At 59.4% G+C, this 26,670-nt stretch carries 26 protein-coding genes and 1 tRNA gene; 14 read left to right on the top strand and 13 right to left on the bottom strand.

Going from position 1 to position 26,670, the window contains the following annotated elements; all coding sequences use genetic code 11:
• Window positions 1–32: 32 nt before the first annotated feature.
• From BSK43_RS07115 to dapD, 3 genes are all read right to left on the bottom strand, one after another.
• A complete protein-coding gene (locus tag BSK43_RS07115) occupies window positions 33–632 on the bottom strand; it encodes a hypothetical protein (protein WP_077468570.1) in 600 nt (199 codons plus the stop codon).
• Window positions 619–1,812, bottom strand: a complete 1,194-nt coding sequence (dapE, locus tag BSK43_RS07110) for a succinyl-diaminopimelate desuccinylase (protein WP_077468571.1) — start codon at window positions 1,810–1,812, stop codon at window positions 619–621. The genes BSK43_RS07115 and dapE overlap by 14 nt, the downstream gene beginning before the upstream one ends.
• Window positions 1,813–1,967: 155 nt before the next feature.
• The gene (dapD, locus tag BSK43_RS07105) at window positions 1,968–2,825 is read right to left on the bottom strand and encodes a 2,3,4,5-tetrahydropyridine-2,6-dicarboxylate N-succinyltransferase (protein ID WP_068397555.1); all 858 of its coding nucleotides are present in this window, start codon (window positions 2,823–2,825) and stop codon (window positions 1,968–1,970) included.
• A 212-nt stretch (window positions 2,826–3,037) separates the two neighbouring features.
• On the opposite strand from dapD, the gene BSK43_RS07100 reads away from it, so the two are divergent.
• Window positions 3,038–3,910: an LOG family protein gene (locus tag BSK43_RS07100; protein ID WP_068397553.1), complete on the top strand. Its 873-nt coding sequence runs from the start codon at window positions 3,038–3,040 to the stop codon at window positions 3,908–3,910.
• A 65-nt stretch (window positions 3,911–3,975) separates the two neighbouring features.
• On the opposite strand, the gene BSK43_RS07095 is transcribed toward BSK43_RS07100, so the two are convergent.
• Window positions 3,976–4,680, bottom strand: coding sequence for an EF-hand domain-containing protein (locus BSK43_RS07095; protein ID WP_077468572.1), 705 nt, complete (start codon window positions 4,678–4,680; stop codon window positions 3,976–3,978).
• A 113-nt stretch (window positions 4,681–4,793) separates the two neighbouring features.
• On the bottom strand, window positions 4,794–5,498 hold the full coding sequence (locus tag BSK43_RS07090) for a pyrimidine 5'-nucleotidase (protein WP_077468573.1): 705 nt from the start codon (window positions 5,496–5,498) through the stop codon (window positions 4,794–4,796).
• Window positions 5,499–5,713: 215 nt separating this feature from the next.
• Between BSK43_RS07090 and BSK43_RS07085 the strand changes: the two genes are divergently transcribed.
• The gene (locus BSK43_RS07085) at window positions 5,714–6,484 is read left to right on the top strand and encodes an isocitrate lyase/phosphoenolpyruvate mutase family protein (RefSeq protein ID WP_077468574.1); all 771 of its coding nucleotides are present in this window, start codon (window positions 5,714–5,716) and stop codon (window positions 6,482–6,484) included.
• Here the strand turns inward: BSK43_RS07085 and BSK43_RS07080 are convergent, their stop codons facing one another.
• Window positions 6,485–7,381, bottom strand: coding sequence for a LysR substrate-binding domain-containing protein (locus tag BSK43_RS07080; protein ID WP_077468575.1), 897 nt, complete (start codon window positions 7,379–7,381; stop codon window positions 6,485–6,487).
• A gap of 144 nt (window positions 7,382–7,525) precedes the next feature.
• On the opposite strand from BSK43_RS07080, the gene BSK43_RS07075 reads away from it, so the two are divergent.
• Complete coding sequence (locus BSK43_RS07075) at window positions 7,526–8,368, top strand: oxidoreductase (RefSeq protein ID WP_077468576.1); 843 nt, start codon at window positions 7,526–7,528, stop codon at window positions 8,366–8,368.
• A gap of 54 nt (window positions 8,369–8,422) precedes the next feature.
• Here the strand turns inward: BSK43_RS07075 and argB are convergent, their stop codons facing one another.
• Window positions 8,423–9,310, bottom strand: a complete 888-nt coding sequence (argB, locus tag BSK43_RS07070) for an acetylglutamate kinase (RefSeq protein ID WP_068397540.1) — start codon at window positions 9,308–9,310, stop codon at window positions 8,423–8,425.
• Between the two features lie 181 nt (window positions 9,311–9,491).
• On the opposite strand from argB, the gene BSK43_RS07065 reads away from it, so the two are divergent.
• The 3 genes from BSK43_RS07065 to BSK43_RS07055 all read left to right on the top strand — a co-directional run bounded on the left by BSK43_RS07065 (window position 9,492) and on the right by BSK43_RS07055 (window position 11,406).
• Entirely contained in the window at window positions 9,492–10,031 is a 540-nt protein-coding gene (locus BSK43_RS07065) for a sigma-70 family RNA polymerase sigma factor (protein ID WP_077468577.1), read from the top strand.
• Window positions 10,028–10,741, top strand: coding sequence for an anti-sigma factor (locus BSK43_RS07060; RefSeq protein ID WP_077468578.1), 714 nt, complete (start codon window positions 10,028–10,030; stop codon window positions 10,739–10,741). Before BSK43_RS07065 ends, BSK43_RS07060 begins: the two co-directional genes overlap by 4 nt.
• A gap of 107 nt (window positions 10,742–10,848) precedes the next feature.
• Complete coding sequence (locus BSK43_RS07055; RefSeq protein ID WP_077468579.1) at window positions 10,849–11,406, top strand: fasciclin domain-containing protein; 558 nt, start codon at window positions 10,849–10,851, stop codon at window positions 11,404–11,406.
• 74 nt (window positions 11,407–11,480) lie between these two features.
• Here the strand turns inward: BSK43_RS07055 and yihA are convergent, their stop codons facing one another.
• Window positions 11,481–12,140 (bottom strand): ribosome biogenesis GTP-binding protein YihA/YsxC, encoded by a 660-nt coding sequence (yihA, locus tag BSK43_RS07050; RefSeq protein ID WP_077468580.1) that lies wholly within the window; start codon window positions 12,138–12,140, stop codon window positions 11,481–11,483.
• A gap of 174 nt (window positions 12,141–12,314) precedes the next feature.
• Between yihA and BSK43_RS07045 the strand changes: the two genes are divergently transcribed.
• Both BSK43_RS07045 and BSK43_RS07040 read left to right on the top strand, forming a co-directional pair.
• Window positions 12,315–13,145: a GyrI-like domain-containing protein gene (locus BSK43_RS07045; protein ID WP_169055371.1), complete on the top strand. Its 831-nt coding sequence runs from the start codon at window positions 12,315–12,317 to the stop codon at window positions 13,143–13,145.
• 110 nt (window positions 13,146–13,255) lie between these two features.
• A complete protein-coding gene (locus BSK43_RS07040) occupies window positions 13,256–14,230 on the top strand; it encodes an alpha/beta fold hydrolase (RefSeq protein ID WP_077468581.1) in 975 nt (324 codons plus the stop codon).
• 71 nt (window positions 14,231–14,301) lie between these two features.
• Here the strand turns inward: BSK43_RS07040 and yidC are convergent, their stop codons facing one another.
• Genes yidC through rpmH form a run of 3 tightly spaced genes read right to left on the bottom strand, consistent with a single transcriptional unit; the run spans window position 14,302 to window position 16,671 of the window.
• A complete protein-coding gene (gene yidC / locus BSK43_RS07035) occupies window positions 14,302–16,110 on the bottom strand; it encodes a membrane protein insertase YidC (RefSeq protein ID WP_077468582.1) in 1,809 nt (602 codons plus the stop codon).
• Window positions 16,110–16,511, bottom strand: a complete 402-nt coding sequence (gene rnpA / locus BSK43_RS07030; RefSeq protein WP_077468583.1) for a ribonuclease P protein component — start codon at window positions 16,509–16,511, stop codon at window positions 16,110–16,112. The genes yidC and rnpA overlap by 1 nt, the downstream gene beginning before the upstream one ends.
• Window positions 16,512–16,536: 25 nt before the next feature.
• The gene (gene rpmH / locus BSK43_RS07025; RefSeq protein WP_034488840.1) at window positions 16,537–16,671 is read right to left on the bottom strand and encodes a 50S ribosomal protein L34; all 135 of its coding nucleotides are present in this window, start codon (window positions 16,669–16,671) and stop codon (window positions 16,537–16,539) included.
• Window positions 16,672–17,127: 456 nt separating this feature from the next.
• Between rpmH and BSK43_RS07020 the strand changes: the two genes are divergently transcribed.
• From BSK43_RS07020 to BSK43_RS06990, 6 genes are all read left to right on the top strand, one after another.
• Window positions 17,128–19,098, top strand: a complete 1,971-nt coding sequence (locus BSK43_RS07020; protein ID WP_246662511.1) for a methyl-accepting chemotaxis protein — start codon at window positions 17,128–17,130, stop codon at window positions 19,096–19,098.
• Between the two features lie 167 nt (window positions 19,099–19,265).
• Window positions 19,266–20,786, top strand: a complete 1,521-nt coding sequence (locus tag BSK43_RS07015; RefSeq protein ID WP_077468585.1) for a HAMP domain-containing sensor histidine kinase — start codon at window positions 19,266–19,268, stop codon at window positions 20,784–20,786.
• Window positions 20,787–20,910: 124 nt separating this feature from the next.
• Window positions 20,911–20,987: transfer RNA gene (locus BSK43_RS07010), tRNA-Arg, on the top strand.
• Window positions 20,988–21,693: 706 nt separating this feature from the next.
• Entirely contained in the window at window positions 21,694–22,551 is an 858-nt protein-coding gene (locus BSK43_RS07000; RefSeq protein ID WP_077468587.1) for a WcbI family polysaccharide biosynthesis putative acetyltransferase, read from the top strand.
• A gap of 68 nt (window positions 22,552–22,619) precedes the next feature.
• Window positions 22,620–23,603, top strand: coding sequence for a GSCFA domain-containing protein (locus BSK43_RS06995; protein ID WP_246662510.1), 984 nt, complete (start codon window positions 22,620–22,622; stop codon window positions 23,601–23,603).
• A 57-nt stretch (window positions 23,604–23,660) separates the two neighbouring features.
• Window positions 23,661–24,521, top strand: a complete 861-nt coding sequence (locus BSK43_RS06990) for a WcbI family polysaccharide biosynthesis putative acetyltransferase (RefSeq protein WP_077468589.1) — start codon at window positions 23,661–23,663, stop codon at window positions 24,519–24,521.
• Between the two features lie 86 nt (window positions 24,522–24,607).
• Here the strand turns inward: BSK43_RS06990 and BSK43_RS06985 are convergent, their stop codons facing one another.
• Window positions 24,608–26,161: an MDR family MFS transporter gene (locus BSK43_RS06985; protein ID WP_136686790.1), complete on the bottom strand. Its 1,554-nt coding sequence runs from the start codon at window positions 26,159–26,161 to the stop codon at window positions 24,608–24,610.
• Entirely contained in the window at window positions 26,158–26,607 is a 450-nt protein-coding gene (locus tag BSK43_RS06980; RefSeq protein ID WP_077468590.1) for a MarR family transcriptional regulator, read from the bottom strand. The genes BSK43_RS06985 and BSK43_RS06980 overlap by 4 nt, the downstream gene beginning before the upstream one ends.
• Between the last annotated feature and the right edge of the window lie 63 nt (window positions 26,608–26,670).

The raw sequence follows: 26,670 nt of genomic DNA, 5'->3' as shown, positions 1-26,670 counted from the left end.
GTGAAGTCGTCCGTGGGTAGGATACTGCCGGCTTAGCCCGGTGGATATATGCCAAGGAAGCGCTGCAGGAAATCCGTCAGCAACAGGTTTGGGATGAGCAGCATCAGCGTCAGCGTGCCGACAAAAAGCGGATGCGTGCCGCAAATCATCCTCAGGATGCGCGCCAACGAAAAAATGGTGGCCATGGCCAATGCCAGCGAAAGAATTGCTGCCAAACCCGTTGAGCCGGGGATAAAGACGATCATCGCCAGGACCAGTGCGTTCAGATAGTTCGCCGGCACGAAAAGCCAATTTACGGTAACGACGATTGGCGTAAACTTGTCGCCGAAGCGAAAGATCAGAAGCAGTACGCCGGCGAGAATAGGCGGTATCAGCCAGCTCGCTGCTTCAACCAACGCCAGCCTCATGAAGAACGCCATGCCGGTCGATGTTTCCGGCGGCATGGCGGAGAGATAGGCCTGCTGCAACCATAACCATGAAATGCCGATCGACGGCAGGCTCCAGAAGATGGCCCAGAAGGAGCGCAACATGCCGCGATCCGATATGTCTAGATACTGGAAGCCGCGTGCATCCATCCGGATCAGCAGCCAGAGGCCGGACAGATAGTATTGGACTTCCTTAAATGTCGGCATTCTCGAACCAGCGCTGGATAAAGGTCTGGTAGATCTCGGTCAGCGTTTCGAGATCCGAGAGTGCCACGCGTTCGTCGACCATATGCATGGTTTGGCCGACAAGGCCGAATTCCACGACCGGGCAATAGTCCTTGATGTGGCGGGCATCCGATGTGCCGCCGGTCGTCGAGAGTGCCGGCCTTTGGCCCGTAACGTTTTCGACAGCTGAAGACAGAGAGGCGATCAGCGCATTGTTGCGCGTCAGGAAAACCTGGCTCGGGCGATCGGACCAGGCGATGTCGTATTTGGTCGGCGGGCGTCCCGGGCGCAGAGTCTGGTCGGTTGCAGCGGCATCCAGGCGGGCAATGATTTCGGCTCTCAGCGTGTCGACCGACCAGGTATCGTTGAAGCGGATGTTGAAGGCGGCGGTCGCCTTGGCGGCGATGACGTTGGTGGCGGCATTGCCGACGTCGATGCTCGTGACCTCAAGGTTCGACGGCTGGAAATTATCCGTGCCGACGTCGAAGGGACGCTCGAGCAGCGCTTCGGTCAGCTTGATGATGCTGCGCACGGGGTTGTCGGCGAGGTGCGGATAGGCGGCGTGGCCCTGAACGCCGTGAACGGTAATGAAGCCCGAGATCGAGCCACGCCGGCCGATCTTGATCATGTCGCCGAGGCGGTCGGGGTTGGTCGGCTCGCCGACAAGGGACGCATCCCATTTTTCGCCGCGCTCCGCCGCCCATTGCAGCAGCTTTACCGTGCCGTTGATCGCCGGTCCTTCTTCGTCGCCGGTGATCAGGAAGGAGATCGAGCCGGCAGGCGGCCCATGCTTCTCTATATGGCGGGCCACGGCCGCCGCGAAACAGGCAATGCCGCCCTTCATGTCGACGGCGCCGCGGCCGAACATCTCGCCATCGGCGATGTCGGCGGCAAAGGGCGGATGGCTCCAAGAGGCGGCATCGCCGACCGGCACAACATCCGTATGCCCGGCAAACATCAGATGCGGCTCCTCGGTGCCGAGCCGTGCATAAAGGTTCTCGATGTCGGGTGTTCCCGGCTCACTGGCCGTCATGCGCTCGATCTTGAAGCCGAGCGGCAGCAGCATGTCGGCAAGCGCGGTCAGCGCGCCGCCCTCGGCCGGCGTCACGGAGGCGCAGCGGATCAGGGTTTGCAGGTTGGTGACGGGATTTGTAACGGTCATCGGAGGCAACTTATCCGGCGGGAAATGGCAAAGCGATGGCAAAGGATCGACAACGAGTCGAAAATCTTTGCAGCGATTCCAGCAATCGCACGGGCATGCTCACCCGGCAAGCATGAGAGGAGCGCGATGTGGCCACCACGCTCCCGAATTCAGATTTAGTCGCGCAGCAGTTCGTTGATGCCGGTCTTGGAACGGGTCTGTTCGTCGACGCGCTTGACGATAACGGCGCAATAGAGGCTGGGAGCCGGCTGGCCATTCGCCATCAAATTGCTGTTCGGCAGCGAGCCGGCGACGACGACCGAGTAGGGCGGTACTTCGCCATAGGTGATCTCACCGGTGGCGCGGTCGACGATCTTGGTGGACTTGCCGATGAAAACGCCCATGCCGAGCACGGAGCCCTGGCGAACGATGCAGCCTTCGACGACTTCGGAACGGGCGCCGATGAAGCAATTGTCCTCGATGATGGTCGGGCCGGCCTGCATCGGCTCCAGCACGCCGCCGATGCCGACGCCGCCGGACAGGTGTACATGCTTGCCGATCTGCGCGCAGGAACCGACGGTCGCCCAGGTGTCGACCATGGTGCCTTCGCCGACATAAGCGCCGAGATTGACGAAGGACGGCATCAGGATGGCGTTCGGAGCGATATAGGCGGAATGACGCACGACCGCGTTCGGCACGGCGCGGAAGCCGGCTTCACGGAAACGGTTCTCGCCCCAGCCTTCGAATTTCGAGGGAACCTTGTCCCACCAGGTCGCACCGCCGGAGCCGCCTTCGACGATTTTCATGTCGTTCAGGCGGAAGGAAAGCAGCACGGCTTTCTTGAGCCACTGGTTGACAGTCCAATTGCCGTCCGAACCACGCTCGGCCACGCGGACCTTGCCGCCGTCGAGCAGATTCAGTGCCAGTTCCACGGCGTCGCGAACTTCGCCGCGCGTCGACGTGTTCACATTGTCGCGATTGTCGAAGGCAGCCTCGATGGTCTTTTCGAGAGAGGCGAGATCGGTTGCGCTCATGGGAATTCCTTAAAACGTCAGTGGCTATCGTGGTTTCCGGCAGCGGGTCCGGAGAGGGTCGATTGGTCCTATAGCATGGATGCCGAAAATGGAATGTCTTTTCCGCGCCGATTGAGCTTGGCATCGGGCCGCTGTAGGGACATATGCAAGGGCTTGGCCGTCACTGCCACAAGCAGAGCGGCCGGCATGATCGATTTGAAAGGCAAGATTAAATGAGCAAGGCGAAGAACGGCAAGCTGCGGCGCAAGGATGGGGTATGGGACCCCTTGAAGACGAGTTCGGCGGACAAGAAGCGAGCTGAATCCGTGCCGCGCACACCGCAGTCGATGTCGCCTTCCTACAGGCTTGCCTATGCGGATGAGGATTTTCTCTGCCGTGAGGAGTTGCGGCCGATCCGCCTGCAGCTGGAATTGCTGAAGACCGAAATGTCCCTGACCGAACGCGGCATCAAGTCGACCGTCGTCATGTTCGGCGGTGCGCGTATCCCCGCACCCGGCACCAATGCCTGGGCGGCGCGCAACGACGTGCAGCGCGCCAATCTCGAGGCCGCATCGGTCTATTACGAGGAAGCGCGCAAATTCGCCCGGCTTTGCTCGCGCTATTCGGCGGGCTTCGATTTCCATGAATATGTCGTGGTCACCGGCGGTGGCCCGGGCGTGATGGAAGCGGGCAATCGCGGCGCGTCCGAAGAGGGTGCGCCTTCGATCGGCCTCAACATCGTCCTGCCGCACGAACAGGCACCGAATGTCTACGTTACGCCGGAGCTCAGCTTCAATTTCCACTACTTCGCGATCCGCAAGATGCACTTCATGGTGCGCGCCAAGGCGATCGCCGTGTTTCCCGGAGGCTTCGGCACGCTGGACGAGCTGTTCGAATGCCTGACGCTCATCCAGACCGGCCGTATGGAGCGTCTTCCGTTGATCCTCTTCGGCGAGAAGTTCTGGCGCAGCATCATCAATTTCGACGCGCTTGCCGAATTCGGCACCATTGCGCCCGACGATGTGAACCTGATCAGCTTCGTCGACACCGCAGATGACGCCTGGAAGATCGTTACGGACTTCTACGAGCACGAAAACGGCCACTGAGCGAAGAAAGACCCGCCTCGAAGCGCGAAGGCGGGTCCTTTGATCGGCGGGGAGTGTTGCTTGATTTAGAGCAACGGTCGGCCCGGCATGTCGTCCAGGTTGACCACGCCATCGTGGTTGCGGTCCAGACGATCGAAGAGCTTGTTCATGGCGTCTTCAGCTTCCTTCTTGCTGATCTGGCCGCTCTGGTCGGTATCGGCAAAGCGGAAGATCATGGCGCCGCGCATGAAGCCACCTTCGTGCGCGAAGCGGCCATGCGGACGGTGATGACGATTGCCGTTGTCACCCTTGTTATCGTCATTCTGGGCCTGATCGCCCTTGGACTGATCGGCGGCCGGAGCCTGGCTGTTCTGAGCCTGGTCACCTTGGGCCTGATTAGCCTGCGGCTGGGCATTTTGGGTCTGATCGCCGTCGGCCTTGGCGTGCTCGGCCTTCCACTGCTTGATCTGCGCCTGGCGATAGGTCTTGTATTCGCCGGGGGTTATCTGGCCGTCATGGTTGACGTCGATCTGGTCGAAGATCTTGTCGACGCCGGCCTTGACCTCATCCTTGGTCAGCTTCGTGTCGCCAGGATTGCCGAATTCCTTCAGCATGCGCACGTAAAGGACTTCAGGCGAAAAATGCGGCCTGTGCCAGCGGCCCTGGTGATGACCGTGATGACGGCCGCCCCAATCATTGCCATCGTGAGGAGCGGCAAGTGCGACCTGCGCCACAGCACCCAGAAGAAGGGTTGCGGAAAGCCCGGTCAGAAGAAGTTTTTTCCCGTTCATCGCTTTTCCTTTCGTGTCGAGGAATGGTCAAACGATACGGCTGGCGGCCCAAAACAACCAATTAAACCTCTGTAAGGCGGATGAAACTTTCGTAACCCCATCCTAAGGAATGGTTAAGCCAGGGCCTTGAGGAAGGTCGTGAGATCATCGGTGACGTAGTCGATGTGATCGTCCTCACCGGTTGTCTGCTCCCACCATTCGACAATGGCGGTTTCGAGATTTTGGGGCACCAGAAGCACGGTCTTCATGCCGAGCGCCTTGGGCACGGTGAGGTTGCGCGGCAGGTCCTCGAACATGGCAGCCTTCTTCGTATCCACGCGATTGAGGCTCATGAACTTGTCATAGGTGCTGCCGGCCGGTTTCGGCACGAAATCGGCGGCGACGATATCGAAGATGTCATCGAAATTGTCGAGGATGCCGAGTGCACCGGCAGTCGCCTCGGCATGCTTGACGCTGCCGTTGGTGAAGATGAACTTGCGTCCCGGCAGCGCCTTGATGGCGGCGGCCAGTTCCGGCTGCGGCGTCAGCGCCGAATAGTCGATCGCATGGGCCTTTTCGAGGAACTCATTGGGATCGATGCCGTGATGGATCATCAGCCCCTGCAAGGTTGTGCCGTGCTCGAGGTAATATTGCTTCTGCAGCTTGCGGGCGTCTTCACGCTCCATCTGCAGCAGGGCCGAGACATAGGCCGTCATGTTCTTGTCGATCTGCGCGAAGAGATCGACATGATGCGGATAGAGCGTGTTGTCGAGATCGAACACCCAATCGCGGATGTCGGAGAAGTCCGAAGGCTCGGATAGCGTCTTTGTCTGGCTCATGGCCGCCTTATGACATGCCGCTCGATACAAGGAAAAGGAAATATTCATGCCGCGATATGTGAGCTTCTTCGCAGATATTGTCGCGCGATCTAATGCCGGCTATGATTCTACCATTGATTTCCGGGGTTTTGCTCTATTTGCAAAGTGAGGAAAAGCTTACGTTCTTTGGGGTCGTGAAGAAAATTCGCCCGCCTGGGCTTTTCGGAGGGGATGCGATGAGTGAGGTGGAAAAGGCGCTGGAATTCGCGCGGCTGCACAAGAAGGGTGAGCCGCTCATTCTTTTCAACATTTGGGATGCCGGGTCCGCCAAGGCGGTCACGGAGGGGGGCGCCAAGGCGCTCGCGACCGGAAGTTGGTCCGTTGCCGCGGCCAACGGCTTTGGCGATGGCGAGGCGATACCGCTATCGTTGCTGGCGGTGACGACCCGGCTGATTTCGGTGACGAGCCCGCTGCCGCTCTCCGTGGACTTCGAAGGCGGCTACGCGGTGGAGCCCGAGGCGGTTGCGGCCAATGTCGAGAAGATCATGGATCACGGTGCCATCGGCATCAATTTCGAGGATCAGGTAGTCGGCGGGCATGGCGTCCATCCGATCGAGCTGCAGGCGGCACGCATCCGCGCCATCAGGGAGATGGCTGATCGGCGGGAAATACCCTTGTTCATCAACGCCCGCACCGATCTTTTTCTTCAGGAAAGCGATATGGCACACCATCAGATCCTGCTGGACGAGGCCTATCGCCGCGCCGATGCCTTTGCCGAGGCCGGAGCGAGCGGCTTCTTTGCACCGGGCCTTGTCGAGCCTGAGCTGATCGCCGCGCTCTGCGAACACTCTTCCTTGCCTGTTAACATCATGGTGCGCCCGACAACCCCGGACAACATGACCATGGCCGGCTTGGGCGTCAGCCGCATCAGCTATGGCCCGGCGCCCTACCGCTCGGTCATGGGAATGCTGAAAAGCGAAGCCGAGGGGATTTATCGTCCGTCCTGATCACACGAGCTCGGCTTTGGTCGCCAGCACGCGCGCGATGAAATTCTGCACGACGGCGGAGCGCTCATCGCGGCGTGTCGCGAGCGTCAGCCGCGCCACCGGTCCGTTCCCCGCAATCGGAACATAGGTAACGCCGGGAACCCGGATTTGCGCCACCGCCGATGGCACCACCGAGACGCCGAGTTCCACGGCGATCAGATTGGCGATCGAGGTGATCTGCGGCGCGATCTGGCCCAGGATCGGTTCGAAGCCTGCCTGTCTGCAGGCCGCAATGATCCCGTCGAACAGACTGGGGCCGGCGGTACGCGGAAAGAGCACGAAAGGCTCTTCGGATAGGGACGACAGCGACAGGCTCTCCGCCTCCGCCAGAGGATGACCAGAGGGCAGGGCGATCACCATGGCTTCCTCGCCGAGCGCATGCGAACGGAAAGCCGGCGGATCGGCGTGGCCCGGCCGGATGAAGACGGCGTCCAGTTCCTCGGCGCCAAGCCGCTCCAGCAGCCGCGTCGTATGTGCTTCCTCCAAAGTCAGATCGATTTCCGGATAGGCGCGGCGAAAGCTGCGCACCGATGACGGCACGATGGGGCTGAAAGCCGCCGAGCCAGTAAAGCCGACCCGCAATCGCCCGAGCTCGCCACGCGCCGCTCGCAGTGCCAGCGTCTTTGCCTGTCCGGCCTTCGCCACGATCGCGCGTGCTTCCGGCAGGAAGACTTGCCCCGCCTCCGTCAATTCCACGCCATGCGGCATGCGGCGAAACAGCGGCGCTCCGATTTCGTCCTCGAGATCTCTAATCTGATTGCTGAGCGGTGGTTGGCCGATACCGATGCGGCGCGCGGCACGGGTGAAATTCAGCTCCTCCGCGACGGCGAGAAAATATCTGAGGTGTCGCAGTTCCATCGGTCCATTTCCAATTCGAGGGCGAAATATCTTTAAGATATGAACAAAGCCACTGCAATATATTGGACTGCTGGCCAGGCCGGATCCACTTAGGGGAACGCGGCTGCTCATCGGGTGTGCTGCGCCAACAGCCAGGAGTTTTCCATGAGTTCGAAAGACAGCAAGATTTTTCTCATCACCGGCGTCAGCTCGGGCTTCGGTCGTGCCTTCGCCGAAGCGGCGCTTGGCGCCGGCCACCGTGCCGTCGGCACGGTTCGCAATGCCGAGGGCAAGACGCAATTCGAGGCCATGGAGCCGAGCCGAGCCAGGGCCGTTCTGCTCGATGTGACCGATTTTGCCGCGATCGAGCCCGCCATTACACGTATCGAAGAGGAGGTGGGTGCGATCGATGTCTTGATCAACAATGCCGGCTATGGCCACGAGGGCACTCTGGAGGAATCTCCGCTCGACGAGATGCGGCGCCAGTTCGATGTCAACGTCTTCGGCGCCGTTGCGATGATCAAGGCGGTATTGCCCTTCATGCGTCGCCGCCGCACCGGCCACATCATCAATATCACCTCGATGGGCGGTTTCATTACCATGCCCGGCATCGCCTATTATTGCGGCAGCAAGTTCGCGCTGGAGGGCATCAGCGAGGTGCTGGCGAAAGAGGTAAGGGGTTTCGGCATCCATGTGACGGCGGTCGCGCCCGGCTCGTTCCGCACGGATTGGGCGGGCCGTTCCATGGTGCGCTCCGGCCGCAGCATTTCGGATTACGATCAACTGTTTGATCCGATCCGAAAGGCGCGCGAGGAGAAGAACGGCAATCAGGCCGGCGACCCGCACAAGGCGGCGGCCGCGATACTGGCGCTGGTAGCTTCAGAAAATCCGCCCGCCCATCTCTTGCTCGGGACGGACGCGTTAAACCTCGTGCGCGGAAGAATTGCCGCCTTCAGCGAGGAGATAACCGCCTGGGAAGATCTCACCCGCTCGACCGACTTCGGCTGATGCCATCTGCGACGGCAAAACGCGCCCTTTCCTGCAAAGGAAGGGGCGTTTTTCCTATGGAACGATCAGCGTGCCGGCGCCGTGTTCGGTGAAGATTTCGAGCAGGACCGAGTGCGCCGTCTTGCCGTTGAGGATGACGACGCCCTGAACACCGGCCTTGATGGCGTCGATGCAGGTTTCGACCTTCGGGATCATGCCGCCTGAAATCGTGCCGTCGGCGATCAGCGCATGCGCCTGGGAGACGGACAGTTCCTTGATGAGCTGGCCCTGCTTGTCGAGCACGCCCGGGACATCCGTCAGGAAGAGCAGGCGCGTGGCGCTGAGCGCGCCGGCGATCGCACCGGCAAAGGTGTCGGCGTTGATATTGTAGGTGGCGCCATCACGACCGGGAGCGACCGGAGCGATGACTGGGATCATTTCCGACTTTGCAAGCAGGTCGAGCAGCGTGCGGTCGACTTCGACCACTTCGCCGACAAAGCCGAGATCGAGCACGCGCTCGATGTTGGAATCCGGGTCCTTGATGGTCTTGTGCGCCTTTTCGGCGAAGACCATGTTACCGTCCTTGCCGCAAAGGCCGATCGCCCATTCGCCGGTCTGGTTGATGAGCGCGACGATTTCCTTGTTGATCGAGCCGGCGAGCACCATTTCGACGATCTCGACCGTCTTTTGGTCGGTGACGCGCAGGCCGCCTTCGAATTTCGATTCGATGCCCATCTTCGTCAGCATGGCACCGATCTGCGGGCCACCGCCATGGACGACGATCGGGTTGACGCCCGATTGCTTCAGAAGTGCGATATCCGCCGCGAACGCCTTGCCGAGCTCGACATTGCCCATGGCGTGGCCACCGTATTTTACGACGATGGTCTTGTTTTCGTAGCGCTGCATGTAGGGCAGCGCCTGTGCGAGCAGGCTGGCTTGAAGTTCGCTGTGGGCTTCGGACATGGTGCACCCTTCGAAATTGTTCGCGGCCTTTTATCTCAAGTTTTTGACAGAGGGAATAATGATGTCAGGATTAGTTTGCTCGGCGTCATATTGGAACTGGTGAAATTGATTTCGCTGCCGCGCTTGCCAGCGGAGACTTTTCTCTTAAAGATTGTCGAATGTGCCGCAAGCGGGGAATCGAATGGCGAGCGAGGAGATAGAAACGCTTATCGGCCGCGTCGCCATGCGTGACCAAAAGGCTTTTGCCGCCCTTTATAAGAGCACGAGTCCGAAACTCTACGGCGTCTGCCTGCGTATCATTGCTAACAAGACGGACGCAGAAGAGGTTTTGCAGGAGGTTTTCGTGAAGATCTGGCAGCGAGCCGAGCAATTTGCCGTGTCCGAAGGACCGGCAATGCCTTGGCTGACGGCGATCGCCCGTAACAGATCGATCGATTTCATTCGTGCCCGCAAGCCTGTTGCTGATGAAATCGATGCCGCATATGACCTTGCCGACACCGAACCCGACCCGGAAGAACAAGCAATCGTCAAGGGAGAGGGCAGGCGCATTGACAGGTGCATGGAAGAGTTGGAAGCTGATCGTGCGCGGGCTGTTCGTGGTGCCTATGTCGAGGGCTTGAGCTACCAGGAACTCGCCGATCAACATTCGGTGCCTTTGAATACGATGCGCACCTGGCTGCGCCGAAGCCTGATCAGACTAAGAGAGTGCATGGACCGATGAGTATGCCCGATCAAAGCAAGGGAGGCCGCTCCCGCGACGAAGTCCTGGCCGGAGAATACGTGCTTGGCGTGCTCTCGCTGGAGGATCGGCAGAAGGTCGAGCGGCGCATGCGCAGCGATCGCCAGTTTGCCGCCATCGTCAACCGCTGGGAACAGAACCTCTCTGAATTCAATGAGGAATACGAGAGAGTAACACCTGCCGCTTCGGTGTATCCGAAGATCGAAAAGCGCATTTTCGGGAATTCCGCACTTGGCGCCAATCTCTGGAATTCCCTCACGCTCTGGCGTTACGTCGCGTTTGGGTCGCTGTTTCTGGTCGCGGGCGTCCTGGTCTTTACGATCACCAATGAGGCTGCCTTGCGGCCGGCAGCTGGTAAGCAGCTCAGCGCTTCGCTGGCCGGCCAGAACAGTGCCATCAATCTTTTGGCTAATTATGATGTCGCCAACGGCCGCTTGAAGGTGACACCCGTCGCCGCCGGCAAGCCGGAAGAGAAATCGCTGGAGCTCTGGCTGATTCGTGGTAGCGATCCGGCTGAGGCGCTGGGTATCCTGCCGCAAACCGGCGAGGGCGAAATCACCCTGCCGCCGGAACTTCACGGTAAATTGACCGAGGGCGCCATCATCGCGGTCAGCGTCGAGCCCTTTGGCGGCTCGCTGACCGGCAAACCCACGGGCGAAGTGGTGGCATCGGGCACCATTCATCTTCCCTGACGAAACCTTCCCTCGAAAAACAATCGCGGCTGAAACTCTTTTCCGCACCCACCGTATCTTCTTCTGACCCCGCCTGATCGGGGCAAAAAAGAGGAAGAGGAAAAGTCATGATCAAGTCCGTGATTCGCATCGGTGCTGTGGCTGCAATGGTTTCGGCCGGCGCGAGCCTGGCTTACGCCAAGGACCCGATGGTCGGTGGCGCAGCGATGTATGCAAGCAAGAACATCATCCAGAATGCCGTCAATTCGAAGGACCATACGACCCTCGTTGCGGCCGTGAAGGCAGCAGGCCTTGTCGATACACTCGAAGGCAAGGGCCCGTTCACCGTCTTTGCTCCGACCAATGAAGCCTTCAAGAAGCTGCCGGCCGGGACCGTCGAAAATCTGCTGAAGCCCGAAAACAAGGCAACGCTGACGAAGATCCTGACCTGCCATGTCGTTTCCGGTGACGATATGGCTGCCGCCATCAAGAAAATGTCGATGAGCAATGGCGGCGAATACGACCTGAAGACGGTCGGTGGTTGCGTTATCAAGGCCATGGACAAGGGCGGCAAGCTCACCCTGACCGACGAAGCCGGCGGCACGGCCCACATCACCATCGCCGACGTCAAGCAGTCGAATGGCGTGATTCACGTCGTCGACAAGGTCTTGCTGCCGAAGATGTAATCATCAAAGATAACGTGGTCGCCGCTCCCCTCGCAGAAGCTCGGGGCGGCGACCACATTCGATCGATATGATGTTCAGACGGGAATTCCAACCGTCAGCCTGATCGCCTCGCGCAACTCCTCGAGGCCATCGCCCTTTTCCGAAGAGGTGGAGAGAATGCCGGGATAGGCGGCCGCGCGCTTGCGGGTCTTTTCGGCGGTTTCGGCCAGCAGCCTCGGCAGGCCGGCTTCCTTGATCTTGTCGGTCTTGGTCAGCACGATCTGATAGGAAACAGCGGCCTTGTCGAGCAGGCTGAGCACCTCCTCATCGTTCTTCTTGATGCCGTGACGGCTGTCGATGAGCACATAGACGCGCTTCAGCGTCGTGCGCCCTCGCAGATAATCGAACACCAGCTTTGTCCAGGCGTCGACCTGTTCCTTCGGGGCCTGCGCATAGCCATAGCCGGGCATGTCCACCAGGGCCATAGGCGGCAGATCGCCATTCTCGCCCGAAAAGCCATCAGGAACGAAGTAATTGAGCTCCTGCGTGCGGCCTGGCGTGTTCGACGTCCGTGCCAGGCCCTTATGGCCAACGAGCGCATTGATCAGCGACGATTTCCCGACATTCGAGCGTCCGGCAAAGGCCACTTCCGCCGGTCCTTCCGGCGGCAGGAACTTCATCGCCGGCACGCCGCGGATGAAGATCCACGGACGCCCGAAAAGCGGCTTGTCGTCTTTTATCGTCTGGTCTGCCATGCGCTCGCGGTCTTTTGCTTGAATGAGTGGTCTGGCTTCGGGGTTTTATCCGTGAAAGTCAAGTTTTGATCGCCGGATTGGCGCTGGAGCATCTCTTCCATTTCGAGAGCGACGAGGCAAAATCCGCAATTGCTGCACCGCTTAACCACGCAGATCGTGCTAAAGCTCGGTACCATGAAAACAGTCACCGAACAGAGCTATCGTCGGCGCATAGCACGGGTCATCGAGGCGATCATGGTCGATCCGTCGGCACCGCATTCCGTCGAAAGCCTGGCGGCAGTCGCGCACTTTTCCCCCTTTCATTTTCACAGGCTCTATCGCGCAATGACAGGCGAAAGCGTTGCCGCCACCATACGGCGGGTGCGGCTTGCGCAGGCGGCATATCAGCTGGCCGCAAGCCCCGCTTCGGTTACCGAGACGGCTTTGGAGGCCGGCTATGACAGTTCTCAGAGCTTCGCGCGCGCCTTCCGCAGCCTGACGGGCCTGAGCCCGACCGCTTTCCAACAGCAGCAGCAGGCGATCGCGGCAAACCTGCAATCGGTGACGATTGAAGATCGACCACCGGCGGCGCTATTCGGCTTGCACCACGAAGGCCCGGCCCAGACCATCCCTCATACTTTCCGTCGCCTCGCGCAAAAACTATCGGAATCCGGACTGGCGTGGACCGATCTCGTCCGTGTCGGCGTTGGTTCCGGCGATCCGGAACAGGGTGAGGGGTTCCGGTATTTCGCGGGAGTGGTTCTTCCGGACCATAGCAACGCGACAGAAGGGCTTGAGCGATATGATGTGCCAGGCGGACGCTATGCCAGCTATCGACTCATGGGACCTTACGCCCTGATTTCCTCGACCTTTCAGACGCTCTTCGGCAGCTGGCTGCCGCAGAGCGGTTTCGAACCCGACGACCGCCCGGTCATCGAGCTTTACCTCAATCATCCGGCCAAGGTGATGGAGCATGAAATTGCCACCGATCTGCTAATCCCAATTCGCGGCGCCGACAGCGCCTAAGCGCCCAATCATCTCACATCTCACATCTCAATCTCGAACGAGCGGCTGAGCCTGAGGGGATTCGCCGAACTCTATCTCTTTGTGTTTTTCGATATTCTCTGGAGAAGGAAATGCACCTTATCAAAATTGGCTTTCTCATCGCCCTCGGATTTGTGGCAACAGCGGTTCAGGCGGCGGGTCTGGCGCCGATCGAGGTGCCGGCCAGCGCCGACGATCCTGCCTTGAACGGCTTTGTCTGGTCGCCCTGCGCGACCCAGGCAAACGACCTCCAACTCGGGCCGATCATCGTCCCGGCCGTGCGTGGCTGCGCCATTGCAGGCGAGAAACTGCCACTGGTCGTCATCTCGCATGGCCATGGCGGCGGTTCCCTCAATCATCACGACGTTGCCGAGACGCTTGCGGATAAGGGCTTCCTGGTGGTCGCGCTCAATCATCCCGGCGACAATTTCTCCGATCCCAGCCGGGCCGGCGATATCTCAATCATGTTCCAGCGACCGCAGGACGTGAAGCGCCTTATCGATTTTCTGCTGACAGGGTGGAAAGAGAGAGCCAAGATCGATCCGGACCGCATCGGCTTCTTTGGCTTTTCCCGCGGCGGCTATACCGGTCTGGTGCTTGCCGGCGCCGTTCCGGATTTCCGCGATCCCACCGTTCCATGCCCCGAACCGGCGCCGATCTGCGGCGAAATCCGCCGAAATGAAATACCGGTAACGCCGCTTGCGCGTGACGCGCGCATCAAGGCTTTTGTCCTTGCCGATCCGCTTAGCTTCTTCTCGATGAAGGCGAGCCTGCGGGCCGTCAAAGCCCCCATCCAGCTCTGGAGTTCCGAGCAGGGAGGCGACGGCGTGCTGCCGAAGAGCGTCGCAATGCTTGATGATAATTTGCCGAACAAACCCGACTTTCACATCGTGCCTGGTTCGGCGCATTTCGCCTTCCTGGCGCCATGCCCGCCGGCCTTGGCCAAATCACTGCCGGAGATTTGCTCCGATCAGGCAGGTTTTGACAGGGCTGCGTTCCACAAGTCCTTCGATGACGAGGTTCTGGCGTTCTTCCGTCAGCATCTCAACGCAGGCCATGCGCCATGAGACGCCGACCTCATTGCAATATCAAATACTTCCCGAAAAAGAAAAGCCCCGCCGAAGCGGGGCTTTTTGGTTCATTTCGATGGCGCCGGTTTTCGTTTGAACAGGCCCTTTAGATTGTCGAAGAGCTCCACCTTCACGCCGTGGCGTCTCATGATGATCGACTGCTGGATGACCGAGAGCGTGTTGTTCCAGGCCCAGTAGATGACGAGGCCGGCCGGGAAGCTTGCCAGCATGAACATGAACACCAGCGGCATCCAGGTGAAGATCATCGCCTGGGTCGGATCCGGCGGTGTCGGGTTCATGCGCATCTGCAGGAACATGGTGACGCCCATGATCATCGGCCAGACGCCGAGATGCAGGATGGTGGGAGCCGCGAACGGCAGCAGGCCGAAGAGATTGACGATCGAGGTCGGGTCCGGAGCGGAAAGGTCCTGGATCCAGCCGAAGAACGGCGCATGGCGCATCTCGATGGTGATGTAGATCACCTTGTAGAGCGAGAAGAAGATCGGAATCTGCAAGAGCACCGGCCAGCAGCCCGCGATCGGATTGATCTTCTCTTCCTTGTAGAGCTGCATCGTCGCCTGCTGCAGGCCCATTCGGTCGTCGCCGAATTTCGCCTTCAGCTCTTCCATCTTCGGCTGCATGCGCTTCATGTTCGCCATCGAAGCATATTGCTTGCTGGCGAGCGGGAAGAACAATGCCTTGACCACGATGGTGGTGCAGAGGATGGCGACGCCGAAATTGCCGAAGTAGCGGAAGAAGAAATCCATCAGCTTGAACATCGGCTTGGTGATGAAATAGAACCAGCCCCAGTCGATCAGGCGGTCGAAGCGCGGGATCGAGTAGCTGGTCTCGTAGCGGTCGATGACCGGTACTTCTTTCGCGCCGGCGAAGACGAGGTTCTTCAACTCGATCGACTGGTTGGGAGCAACCGTGATGGCGTCCTGCTTATAGTCGGCCTGATAGCGCGGCGTGCCCTCGCTGAAGTGCGAGAAGCGGGCATCATAGGCCGTCGTCTGCGGCGGCACGATGGTTGCGGCCCAGTACTTGTCCGTCATGCCGAGCCAGCCGCCGGTCGACTTGGCAGGCGTCGTGGCTTCTTTCTCGGTTGCCGCATACTTGGTCTCGATCAGGCCGTCATCGCCGATGACGCCGATGAAGCCTTCGTGCAGAACGTAGGCAGATGGCGTCTCCGGCTTGTTGTAGCGGGTTACGCGGCCATAGCTCGACAGCGAAACCGGTGCCTGGCCGCTGTTAGCGATCTTGTCGCTGATCGTGAACATGTAGCGATCGTCGACGGAAATCGTGCGCGAGAAGGTGATGCCTTTCTCATTGGTATAGGTCAGCGTCACCGGCGTCTTGTCGGTCAGCTTGTCGCCGCTCGAAAGGGTCCAGACGGTCGAAGGGCCGGGGACTGCGCCGGTGGCGTCGCTGCCGACATAGCCGAGCTCGGTAAAGTAACCATCCTTGGTGTCGGCCGGGCTGAACAGCGTGATGATCGGGCTGCTCTTGTCGACGGTCTCGTGATAGGTCTTGAGCCTGAGGTCGTCGAGGCGCGCGCCCTCCAGGTTGATGGAGCCGGCGAGTGCAGGCGTATCGATCGTGATGCGCGAGGAAGCGGTCTTGGCAACCGATTGGTCGCGTGACAGCACCGTCGGCGCGGTCTGGCCGCCTGCCGGTAGCGAACCGTTGACCGCAGCGCCTGCGCCAGCGGCTGCTGGCGTCGTCTGCTGGGCCTGCTGCGACTGCTGCTGCAGCTTGGCGGCCTGTTCGGCCTGGCGCTGCGCTTCAAGGCGCGGGTTCATGTAGAAAAACTGCCAGGCAAGAACAATCAGCACTGACAGTGCAATTGCAATGAAGTAATTGCGTTTGTTTTCCATCATACTTTCCTGGAGCGGTCCGTTTCCGACCGCCGATGTTTCGGCCTGGTTTCGATGCGGCTTACGAGTTCGCTTGCCAATTTTTCGAAAGGTGCGGTCAGCACATCGCGCCGCGCGACAACCACATAGTCGTGTCCGGGCTGCATTGCAAACCCGGCATGAAGCCGCACGGCTTCTTTCAGCCTGCGCCGCATGCGGTTACGCTCCACTGCGTTGCCATGTTTTTTTGTAACGGTAAAACCAACGCGGGGGTCGGCGTCGGTGAGCTTGCGGTCCAGCATCTCTAGGAGGAAGAAGCCGCCTCTGCGCTTCTCACCTTCGCGGACTGCAAGGAACTGCGGCCGGCTTTTCAGCCGCCCGACAGTCTTATTGGGTCGTTCATTCGTCAATTTGCCCGCCATCCTCGACTATCGGGCATTTCGGCCGTTAGGCCGAAAGACGCTTGCGGCCGCGGCTACGGCGAGCGGAAAGAACCGCGCGACCGCCCTTGGTGGCCATACGCGAACGGAAGCCGTGGCGACGCTTGCGAACAAGCTTGGATGGTTGATAGGTACGCTTCATTTATTTAAACACCGCGGAGTGCGGCCCTTCTTGAGCTTTGCCTTAACAGCAAGCAGCGTTGTTGATTATGGCGAACGGACTTGGCCCGCAAATGCAGGCTCCGTGACCGGACGTGCGCGGGCTTATACGGATCAAGGCCCGGAGAGTCAATTATACCGCCGTAAATTCCTTTGAATCAGGGATTTCAGCCGGTCGATCGCCCATTGTTGCAAGCTGATCCATCATTCCGTCTGCTCGATTACCAAGCTAGCAATATAATTCAGTAGTCACTGAAATATAAAGACGAAATAGCTCCGGATAGGTCTGTTTTGATTAAAATTACCGCAATATAACATTAATCAATTTAGCCGATATCTAGGTAAATGCTGGGAAAACCCATCGATTTCTGGGGGATGGGCTCGGCGCCGGAGGTATATTGTGAAAATTCGCGGCAAAATAAATCTGCTTGTATCAGTTATGACTGGCGCGGCGCTCTTGATCGGCGGCACCGCTCTTTATGCTCTGCATCAATATGACCAGAAATTACAGAGTTACGAGCAGACTGCCAGCCGCGCCTATATGGGTGAGCACCTCAATCGCTACGTGACCGCAGTCGTCATGGAAGCGCGCGGTATTTACGCCGCCGCTTCGGCGAAGGATTCCAAGAGCTTCGCCGACGGGCTGATGGGCGATCTTGATGAGATCGACAAGGTACTTGCGGCCTGGGCGCCTCTGGTCCCCGACGACCAAAAGGCGGAATTTTCCAAATTGCAGACCCGCGCCCAAGAGTTTCGTGGCTTCCGCACGGAGACGGCGCGCCTCGGCGTAACGGATGGTCCCGATGCAGCCAGCAAACAGGGCAACAACGAGGCGAACCGCGCCAATCGCAAAGCCTTTCAGGCTGAGATCGATGCCGTCGTCCAGACCGACAAGGCAGAGCTTGCCAGGGCTGAAAGCGAAATCACCACCTTCCACGGCAATGTTCTTTGGGTCGTCCTTGGCATCATGATCGCCGGCATCGGCGCCGGCGTTGGTCTGGGCGCCTATATCGGCACGGTTCATTTGAGCCGCCCGATCCGCAAGGTAACGGACGCCATAAAGCAGGTTGCTGACGGCAAATTCGATATCGACGTGCCGTTTGCCGGTCGTCCTGACGAAATTGGCGAGATGGCTGCGGCTGTCGATGTCTTCAAGGAAAACGGCAAGGCCGTTCGCCGCATGAATGCCGAGGAAACGGCCATGCGCGCCAGAAGCGATGAGCTTCAATCGAGCATGTCGCTGGCCGTTTCAGCTGCGGCCGCCGGCGACTTCAGTCGTCGCATCGATAGGGATTATGGTGACGCCAACCTCAATCGCTTTGCAAGCAATGTGAATGAATTGCTGGTCAGCGTCGATGTCGGCATCGGCGAGGTTCGTCGCGTCATCGCAAGCCTGGCCGATGGCGATCTGACGCAGGCCATGAAGGGCGAATTCCAGGGCGCTTTCGCGGAATTGCAGCAGAACGTCAACGCGACGCTTGCGACGCTCAAGGGCACCATGCGCGAGGTGCGCGAGACGACAAGCTCGATCAACTCCAATACCAACGAGATGCGCCACGCCAGCGACGACCTCTCCAAGCGCACCGAGCAGCAGGCCGCCGCTCTCGAGGAAACCTCGGCGGCGCTTGATGAGATCACCTCCGTCGTCCAGAACTCGACGGAACGGGCGCGCGAGGCGAGTGTCATGGTCAGCGAAGCCAAGGACGATGCCGCGCGCTCCGGCACGGTGGTTCGCAACGCCATCGACGCCATGGGCCGCATCCAACAGGCGTCCGGCGAAATCAGCCAGATCATCGGCGTCATCGACGATATCGCCTTCCAGACCAATCTGCTGGCGCTGAACGCCGGCGTGGAGGCTGCGCGCGCCGGCGAGGCGGGCAAGGGCTTTGCCGTCGTTGCCCAGGAAGTACGCGAGCTCGCCCAGCGCTCCGCCACCGCGGCCAAGGACATCAAGGCGCTGATCGGCAAATCGGGAGATCAGGTGCAGGTCGGCGTCAAGCTGGTGCAAGACACCGGCTCGGCGTTGGCGACCATCGAAGCCCGCGTGCTCAAGATCAACGATCATATCCATTCCATCGCGACGGCGGCGCGCGAACAGGCAACAGGCCTGTCCGAGGTCAACAAGGCCGTCAATCAGATGGACGAGGTCACGCAGCGCAATGCGGCGATGGTCGAGGAGACCTCGGCCGCGACGCATCGTCTGGCGGGCGAAGCCGATGGTCTGGTGCGGCTTGTCTCCCGCTTCAAGGTTGATGGCGGCACCCTGTCCGCACCGGTACCGGCACGCGCCGAAACCCATCGTCCGGCAGCCTCGCCGGCACGCCGGATGATCGACAAGGTTGCTACCGCCTTCGGCGGCAATGCTGCCCGGTCGCCAGCCGCCACGACGCAGAATTGGGAAGAATTCTGATCTCTTCGGCAGGGCGGTGCGGCCTTGCTTGAGTGCCGCCACCACCCTTGCCGAGCCTGTTGCGGTATCAAAGCCGGGAAGCGATTGGAAAAAAGCCCATAATCACCTATTATCTAGTTTCGATACGTCGCCATCAGGTCGCTTAGCGGCGAAGCGGGACAATTGAAATGGATAGTGAGCAGGGCAGGGATACCGCGAAGGCCGGCAAGGCCGAGAAGGGTCGACTGTCCCAGTTTTGCAGGCCTACCGGCATTTTCGGCGGCCTCTCCGGCAAGCTTCTCATCCTCACCGTCGGCTTCATTCTTATCGCCGAAGTGCTGATCTTCGTGCCCTCCGTTGCCAATATGCGGCTGCGCTGGCTGGAAGACCGCCTGAACACGGCCGCCGCTGCCGCAATCGTCATCGACGGCCTGCAGCCGGCGGAGCTACCCCGCGCGCTGCAGAAGGAAACTCTGATGGCCACGGGCACCCGGGCCATCGTTTTGCGCAAGGACGGCACATCTCGCCTGCTGGCGACGGCCGAGATGCCGGCTTCCGTCGACGACATGTACGATCTGAGCGATGTGTCGCAGCTGACGGCCATCAAGGACGCGCTCGATACCCTGCTTTTCGGCGGCAATCGCATCATCCGCGTCTTCGGCCCGGTCGGCGGCGATGCTGGCAGCGGCATCGAGGTGGTGCTGAAGGACACGCGTCTGCGCAATGCGATGCTCGCCTATTCCGGCAGCGTCTTCTTCATGTCGATCCTGATCTCGCTATTCACCGCGACGCTGATCTTCTTTGCGATCAACCGCATGATGATCCGGCCGATCCGCCGCCTCACCGACAGCATGCAGGCCTATTCTGACGACCCGGAGGATCCGGGCCGCGTGCTGGTGCCCGACAAGGGGGGCGATGAGCTGGCCGTGGCCGGCCGCCATCTGGCCTCGATGCAGTCGCAGCTGCAGAAGACGCTGAAACAACAGAAAAATCTGGCCGCCCTCGGCCTCGCCGTGTCGAAGATCAACCACGACATGCGCAACATATTGTCGGCTGCGCAGCTGATGTCAGACAGGCTAGTCGATGTCGACGACCCGATGGTCAAGCGTTTTGCGCCCAAGTTGCTGCGCACCATCGACCGCGCCGTCGGCTATACGACCGAGGTTCTGTCCTACGGCCAGACCTCCGAATCCGCGCCGCGCCGGCGCAAGATTCATCTCGTCGAGCTTATCGGCGAGGTGCGCGATATCCTGGCGATCGATCCCGAAAGCGGCATAGAATTCGTCGAACAACTCAGCCCCGAGCTGGAGGTCGACGCCGACAGCGAGCAACTGTTCCGCGTCATCCACAATCTCTGCCGCAATGCTCATCAGGCGCTGATCGCCTTTGGTGAGATTACGCCGGACAGCATCAGGCGCATTACTGTCTCGGCGCATCGAATCGGCAGCGTCGTCAGCATCACCGTCGATGACACCGGCCCCGGCATGCCGCAGAAAGCCCGCGAAAACCTTTTCACCGCCTTCCGTGGCTCGGCGCGCTCCGGCGGCACAGGCCTTGGCCTGGCGATTGCGAGAGAGTTGGTGCTGGCCCATGGCGGCACCATTGCGCTGGTGGAAAAGCCGGCGGCGGGAACGCAGTTCCGAATCGAAATTCCCGACCGTCCGGTATCCCTTGACGACTACCGCAGCCGGAGCTTTCAAGAAAGTTAAGTATTTTCAGATGCTTGCCGGCATCTTGCACGAAAATTGCGATCTTTTTCACAAATCCACTTGCATTCCCTCAAGGGAGGCTTTAGAGAACCGCCACACCAAACGGTTCCTTCCGTTTCGGCACGCACCCGTAGCTCAGCTGGATAGAGCACCAGACTACGAATCTGGGGGTCAGGAGTTCGAATCTCTTCGGGTGCGCCATTTCTTCCCAAGTTTATTTTGAGTGAGAACGCGGCAGATTGCCGCGCGAAGTGGATGTATCGTTCCGTCCTGAGTGATCTGTAGCCGACACGGAGAACATCCGTGTTCCGCGCCGATGATGAGCACCTCGTCCTCGGGGCGAGACGCTATCGAGCTCCCGCGGTTTGCCGGCTCAAGGCCATCAGCAAGAACCGCAAGGCCAGAGGCTTTCATCTTGTTATCGAGAGCGCTGATGTTGCTGCGTACTCCACCACTGTCGAGCCGCAGTCGCGCTGGTGGTGATTGGCAACCAAGCGCTGCGCGATCATTTCTCCCTTGCTGATCTTCGGCGGGCTGGCTTGTCTACCTTGAATAGAAAGGCTGATGCCAGCCTGTACTCGGTTTTGGCGAAGCCGCCAGTGGCCTGAAATCCTGGCGCGTTTCCACGATATGACGCTACCGGACTGGGGACGACGCTATCTGTATAGAATTGTAGAGACACAGCCAGTTTACTTCACGCACCGCTCAATTGCTTTGGGAGCATCAATGGAGCCAGCTGAGACAGGTCTTTCTACACTTTCTACAACTGAAGAATAACTCTTCTGTCTTTCCGATAACAAGAGAACCGGGGACTGCGCATTGCGAACCATGAATAGCATAGGGGCTATCTATTCGGCATCGCGTGGGCGGGATTTTGATGTCAATGCGCATATGTTAGGGGCGTGCCATGGAGCGTTGGCTGTTGGTTTCCAATTGCAACACGTATGGTCTTGCGCGTTCGTTGCAGTTGTTGAGCAACAGCTTCCATCTTGATTGCGTCGATGTGTGGCAATTCAAGCGGAATACGCAGGACTATGCGGAGAAGATCCCGACCTATGATCGGGTGATTGTAAATCCCGAGGTCGAGCTTAGCGGCTATGATTTCTCGACGGCGCGGAATCTTCAAAGGATTCCGAACCTGGAATTTGACGCCTACCACCCGGATTTCTGTTTTGCCGGAGCAAGGGGGACGCGTATTACCGAGCCGATGGCCGCTAGCCAGTCGATGATCGCGCTCGCGGCCTTTCAGGCGGAGTTGAACGTCGAGCAGACACTGAAGCTGTTTCGCCGCGACGTTTATGAGCGGTGCGGTTTTCTTGCGCGATGGGAGCCCGCGAGAGATAGGCTCATTTCAACATTCGCAACCTTCGGAATCGATTTATCGAATTCTTTCCGGCGCTGGTCACGCGGGGAAATTTTCATGCACAGTTTGGGGCACCCGAAGGCGCAGCCGATTTTCGATATCGCGCGGGCGTTTCTCAAAAATCAGAATGTGGAGATTAACAAGACAGATATTCTGCCGTTTGACACGATGGTGGAGGCAGCCTGCCTACCAGTCTATCCCGAGATCGGAGAGGCGCTCGGCGTCAATGGCTCCTATCTCTTCAAGCTTGCGGGCGAATACAAGCTGATCTCATTGCAGAAATTCATCGAGCGCAGCTTCGAGGTCTATCGGGGATACGATCTGAACGAGATTCAGGTCGAGCCCGGTTTTCGCAGTCGTTTTCAACAGGTCACAAGCGTTGTGGCGGAGATACATGCATGACTAATCCATATGCGGGAATTCAGGATTACCAACTATGGCGGCGGTCTGTCGCACGGGTGGAAACGCACATGTTCGACCCTATCGTCAATCCGAGATTCACGATCGACAAGACGTCAAAAGTCGCAACCGCCGGCAGCTGTTTCGCTCAGCATATTTCGCGGCAAATCCAGCGTATCGGCTTTCATTATTTCATTACCGAAAAGGGAAGCGAGCTTCCCGAAGCGGAGCGCACCAAGCGCAACTTCGGCGTTTTCTCCGCGCGATATGGAAATATCTACACGGCACGGCAACTGCTTCAACTTTTCGAAGAGGTGTTCGAGGGCCGTGTTCCCTTGGAAAAGGCGTGGTTGCGCAAGGACGGCAGGTTTGTCGATCCCTATCGCCCGCAGATCGAGCCGGATGGTTATGAAACAGCCGAGGCCGTTGCCGAGGCGCGCAGGCGCCATCTTGCGGCTGTTCGGTCGGCTTTCGTCGATTCCGACGTTCTGGTTTTCACTCTCGGGCTTACCGAGGCGTGGAGATCAAAGGCGGACGGTTCCATCTTTCCGTTGGCGCCTGGCGTCACCGCTGGTTCTTTCGACCCCGATCAGCACGAGTTCATCAATCTTACCCTCGACAATGTGAACGATGATCTGTCGCTTTTTCTCAAGAAACTGAAAGCAGTGAATCCCCAGGTGAAAGTGCTGCTCACCGTGTCGCCGGTGCCGCTGGTCGCGACTTATGAGAACCGAAGCGTCCTGGTTTCGACAACGTACAGCAAATCCGTGCTGCGCGTGGCAGCCGAGCAGATGCTCTCACGCTTCGGCTGGGTGGACTATTTTCCCTCCTATGAAATCATCACCGGAAGCTATGCGGGCGGCCTCTATTACGAGGACGACTATCGCGAGGTAAATCACCTTGGCGTAGCGCACGTGATGCGATGTTTCGTACGACATTACGTATCCCAGCCGGCCGAGGCATCGGCCAGGAAGGTCGAGATGTTGCCACCTCCCGTCGCCGAGTTTCAGGACGTGGTCTGTGAAGAGCGCGAAATCGAGATGCTGCGCCCCTGATGTGAGGGCAACGGATACCAGTTCGCCGCTCACACAAGATATGCATGGGAGTTTTTCGTGGAATCGTGGTTGGTCATTTCGAACGCACAGACGCACAACCTGGCAAACTCGCTGCGGCTGCTTACCAATGACGTTGAGATCGATGATGTCACCATCTGGCACCTGAAGGCGGATCTCAACAGCTATCAGCAAAAAATTCCGGATTATGACAGGGTGATCATCCATCCCTATATCGAGCAAGCCTATTGTGATTTCTCAACCGCGGCGAAGCTGGACAGAATACCTTCCATAGCGTTTGACGCCTATCATCCGGATGTCTGTTTCACCCTCATGCGGGGTCATATTTTCAACGGTGTCATGGGTGCCTATCATTCGATGATAGGACTGGTAGCCTTCAGAGCGGGGTTGAGTGTTGAGAGAACATGCTCCCTTTTCCGGCGCGATATTTTTGAACGGTGCGGATTTTTGAATCGCTGGGAGGGCGAGCGTCAGCAGTTGATGGACAATTTCGCTCGATACGGGCTGGATATTTCGGCTCCATTCAGATCCTGGGCGCGCCGGGAGAGCTTCATGCACGGCATTGATCACTCAAAAGCGCGTCCCATCCACGACATCGCCCGCACATATCTTCAATCCTGCGGGATGGAGCCCAATCCCACGGATATCGTACCGGCAGATTTGATCATGACGGGTGTGTGTTTTCCGGTCTATCCGGAGATTGCAGAAGCCCTCGGCGTTGAAGGCTCCTATATGTTCAAGCGATATCAGGAGTACAGGCTGATCTCGCTGGAGGATTTCATGGAGCAGAGCTTTGCGGCCTACTCAAAATTCCCTATCGACGAGATCACCGTCGATCCGCGTTTTCACCAACGCTTCGAGCTGGTACGATCCGTGATAGCTGAAGAAAACCAGCACTGACATGCTCGATGCCTATACGGCATCGAGCATGTCGTTTAGACGGCGGCGGCAATCGTCTTCTTGCGAAGAGAGCGGAGCCGTTGTCCTCACTTTCTTGAGGTTGCCTCTCCATGATCCGTCGCCAGCGGCAGTTCCGGCAGGAACAGCAGCGCGACCAGCGCCAATGCCACGATCACCGTTCCCGTTGCGAAGGTCATGGCGATGGCGTGGCGATAGAGGGCGATGGCGGCGGCATGGACTTCGGGGGAGGTATTGGCGAGCTGCTTCAGGCCGGCTTCGGTGAGCGATGACATATGCACGCCATCCAGCAAGCCGCCGGCATTCTGTACGCGATAGGCAAGGATTGCGCCGGAGCCTGTGACGCCGATGAGGCCGCCGAGCGAGCGGAAGAAGGCAAGTGTTGCCGTGCCGACGCCGCGATGAGCGAAGGGCAGGGCATTCTGCACCGCGATCGTCATCGTTGGCATGACGAGCGCCAGCCCCAGGCCAAGCGCGAAGACGGCCGGTTCGATCACCCAGAAGCCCTGGCTGGCGGCAGCGGCCCAGGCAAGCACCGCAAAGGCGATGGTTGCAAGGCTGAGGCCAAAGAGCTGCGCCGGCTTGTAGCGCCCGAAGCGATGCATCAGCACGCGGCCGTTGAGCATCGACGATATGACGACGCCGACCATCAGCGGGCCGGTCAACAGGCCGGAATGCGACGGGCTGACACCCATGACCATCTGGAAGAACAGCGGAAAGAACAGGCTTGCCCCCAGCATGCCCATGAAGGTCAGGGCCAGCACGAGACAGGCGACAACGAACAGCCGGTTGCGGAACAGATCGGGTGGCAGCACCGGTTCCGGTTCCCGCCGGATGTGGAAGACGAACAGAACGCAGAGAACCAGGGCGAGTGCGGACAGGCTGAAAATCTCCGGCGAATTCCAGGCCCATTCATTGCCGCCGAGTGCCAGCACCAGCAGGAAGCTGGTCGTGCAGGCCGTCAGCAAGGCTGCTCCGAGATAGTCGATGCGGCGGCTGTGTGATTGATGCGGTCGCTTGAGGGCGCGGCCGATCATGACGAGGGCGACTGCGCCGATCGGCAGGTTGACGTAGAAGATCCAGTGCCACGACAGGAGATCGGTAATGACGCCGCCGGCAATGGGGCCGATGACGCTGCAGATGGCGAAGACCGCCGCGATCGAACCTTGATTGCGTCCGCGCCTGGCCGGCGGCACGATGTCGCCGATGATGATCTGCGCCAGCGGCATCAATCCGCCGGCGCCGATGCCCTGGATGGCCCGGAAAATGATGAGCTGCGGTAGCGTCTGCGCCATGCCGCTCAGGACCGAGCCGAGAAGAAAGATCAGGATCGCCGCATAGATCATCGGTTTGCGGCCATATTGGTCGCTGAGCTTGCCGTAGAGCGGCATGGTACTGGTGGAAGCGAGCACGTACGCGCTGACGACCCAGGAGAGATGGGTCAAGCCGCCGAGATCGCTGACGATGCGCGGCAGTGCGGTGGCGACGATGCTCTGGTCGATGGCGCCAAGGCCGAGAACGATCATCAGGCCGAGAATGACGGCGCGAATCTCGCGGCGATCGGGCGGATTATCAGCGGCTGACGCCAGTGGGGGAACGGTATTCAGGGGCGCGCCGCTCATTGTCCGATTTCCCCAAGCGGCCCAACCGCGGAGCGGATGGCCGCACGCTCTTCGGGTGATAATTTGGCCAGTTCCGATGCGAGCCAGTCGGTTCGCTTCTGCTTCATGCTGCGCATGATGTCTTGACCTTTCTCGGTCGCTATCAGGCCGTTGCGCCTGCGATCACTGGGGTCGGGTTCCGAACGCATGATGAGGCCGTCCCGCTCCATCACCTTCACATGCCCGGATATCGTCGGACCGCGCAGCTTTTCCATCCGTGCCAGTTCGGCGACACCGATACCCGGTTGGCGCATGATGGCAAAGAGCAGCAGGGCGTGCAGCGGCGAAAGCCCGGGATCGTCGCTTTCGCGCCGCAATTGCCGATACAGGCGATGGAGGGCGGGGCGCAGCGCTTCGGCGAGCGCCTGTGCTTCTTCGAGTGCATGATGAGGGTCGGATTTATCCATTGGTCTCTATCGATATTAGATAGGTAGGCTTCCTATCTATATGTCGAGTCCTTGTACTTGCGC

The sequence above is a fragment of the Rhizobium sp. P44RR-XXIV genome (assembly GCF_001999485.2).
GTDB lineage: Bacteria > Pseudomonadota > Alphaproteobacteria > Rhizobiales > Rhizobiaceae > Rhizobium.
This window is presented reverse-complemented; position numbering and strand designations above follow the sequence as displayed.